Origin of the sequence: Bordetella petrii (assembly GCF_017356245.1) — a bacterium.
In the GTDB taxonomy this organism is placed as follows: domain Bacteria; phylum Pseudomonadota; class Gammaproteobacteria; order Burkholderiales; family Burkholderiaceae_B; genus Bordetella_A; species Bordetella_A petrii_D.
Genome location: NZ_JAFMZZ010000006.1, coordinates 1 through 1,250, shown reverse-complemented (window position 1 = coordinate 1,250; position 1,250 = coordinate 1). Strand labels below are relative to the sequence as shown.

The 1,250-nt window shown below is 61.8% G+C and carries 1 protein-coding gene; it reads right to left on the bottom strand.

Going from position 1 to position 1,250, the window contains the following annotated elements:
- Positions 1-34: 34 nt before the first annotated feature.
- Complete coding sequence (locus J2P76_RS23500; RefSeq protein WP_207403706.1) at positions 35-1,018, bottom strand: IS110 family transposase; 984 nt, start codon at positions 1,016-1,018, stop codon at positions 35-37.
- Between the last annotated feature and the right edge of the window lie 232 nt (positions 1,019-1,250).

Below are 1,250 nucleotides of genomic sequence, written 5' to 3'. Positions count from 1 at the left end.
CAGGTGTCTGGCTCCGCAGATACCGTCTTGGCGGTCAAGGGCTTAAGGCGTAATCAGAGCGATATGGAGTGCGGCTCTTGAGTACGCCGAAGCATAAGTGAGCGAGCTTTCGCATGGCCGCGCCCAGCGCGGCCATTTTGCTTTTACCCGCGTTGAGCAAGCGAGCGTAAAGCGCCTGTATATGCGGGTTGTGCCGTACCGCGACGACCGCTGCCATGTAGAGCGTGGCCCGTACTCGCGCCGGGCCGGTCTTGGATAGACGAGGCCGGCCATTCAGGCTGCTGCCCGATTGGCGCTGCACCGGTACAACGCCTAGATAAGCGGCCAGCGCCTGCGGTGAGTCGATGCGCCGGTTATGCATGATCGACAGAATGGCATTGCCGGTCTGCGGGCCAACGGCCGGGATACTGCTCAATAGCTCCCGGTCTCCCTTCAGGTCGGGGTGGCGATCGATGTGGTCGTCAATGGCGCGCTCCAGGCGCTTGATCTCTTCACGCAGGAACGCCACGGTCTTGGCGATCGAACCGGCCACCAGCTCCGGAGAGCGGCCAAACTCGCTTTTCTCCTGGCGGTTGAGCTCGCGTTGCAGGTCTTTGGCCAAGGCTTCACGCCGGGCCAGCAGTGCACGCAATTGCCGCGCATGCAGCGGCGCGGGCTGCCAAGCCGGTGGGCGCACTACCTGGCCGTAGCGGGCCAGCATGTAGCTGTCGATCTCATCGGTTTTCGAGCGCACCGCCAAGGCGCGGGCAAAGTCGCGTGCCTGTGCCGGATTGATCATCGAAACCGTGGTTCCTGCGTCGTGCAATGCCGTGCCGGCCTGCTCATGGTAGGGGCCGGTCGGCTCAAGCACGGCGTGCAATTGCTCCGGTGTAGCGCCTTGCTTGGCGCACCAGCCCACCAAGGCCTGGATGCCCGCGGCCGTGTTGGGCACCACTTTGGTCTTGCGCTTGTCGCCTTCGGCGCTCAGCAAGGCACAATTGAGCTTCGCCTTGGAGACGTCAATTCCTAGAAAAAACATAGACTTGGGCTCCTCAAAAAGAATCCCCTCAACCCACTGTGCCCACTTACCTTGTACATGCAGGGTCCTGGCCCTAGGCTACCGTTCAGTGTTCAGCTGGCTTACAGGGGGCGGTTCCGGGGCTTCATCTGCGGAGCAAAGTCCACGCTTTCGGTGCCAGAACAAGCTCACCGGAACCGCTGTGGTGATAGCTAATCACCACAAGTGCCAAGATACAAGGTGCCAGACACCG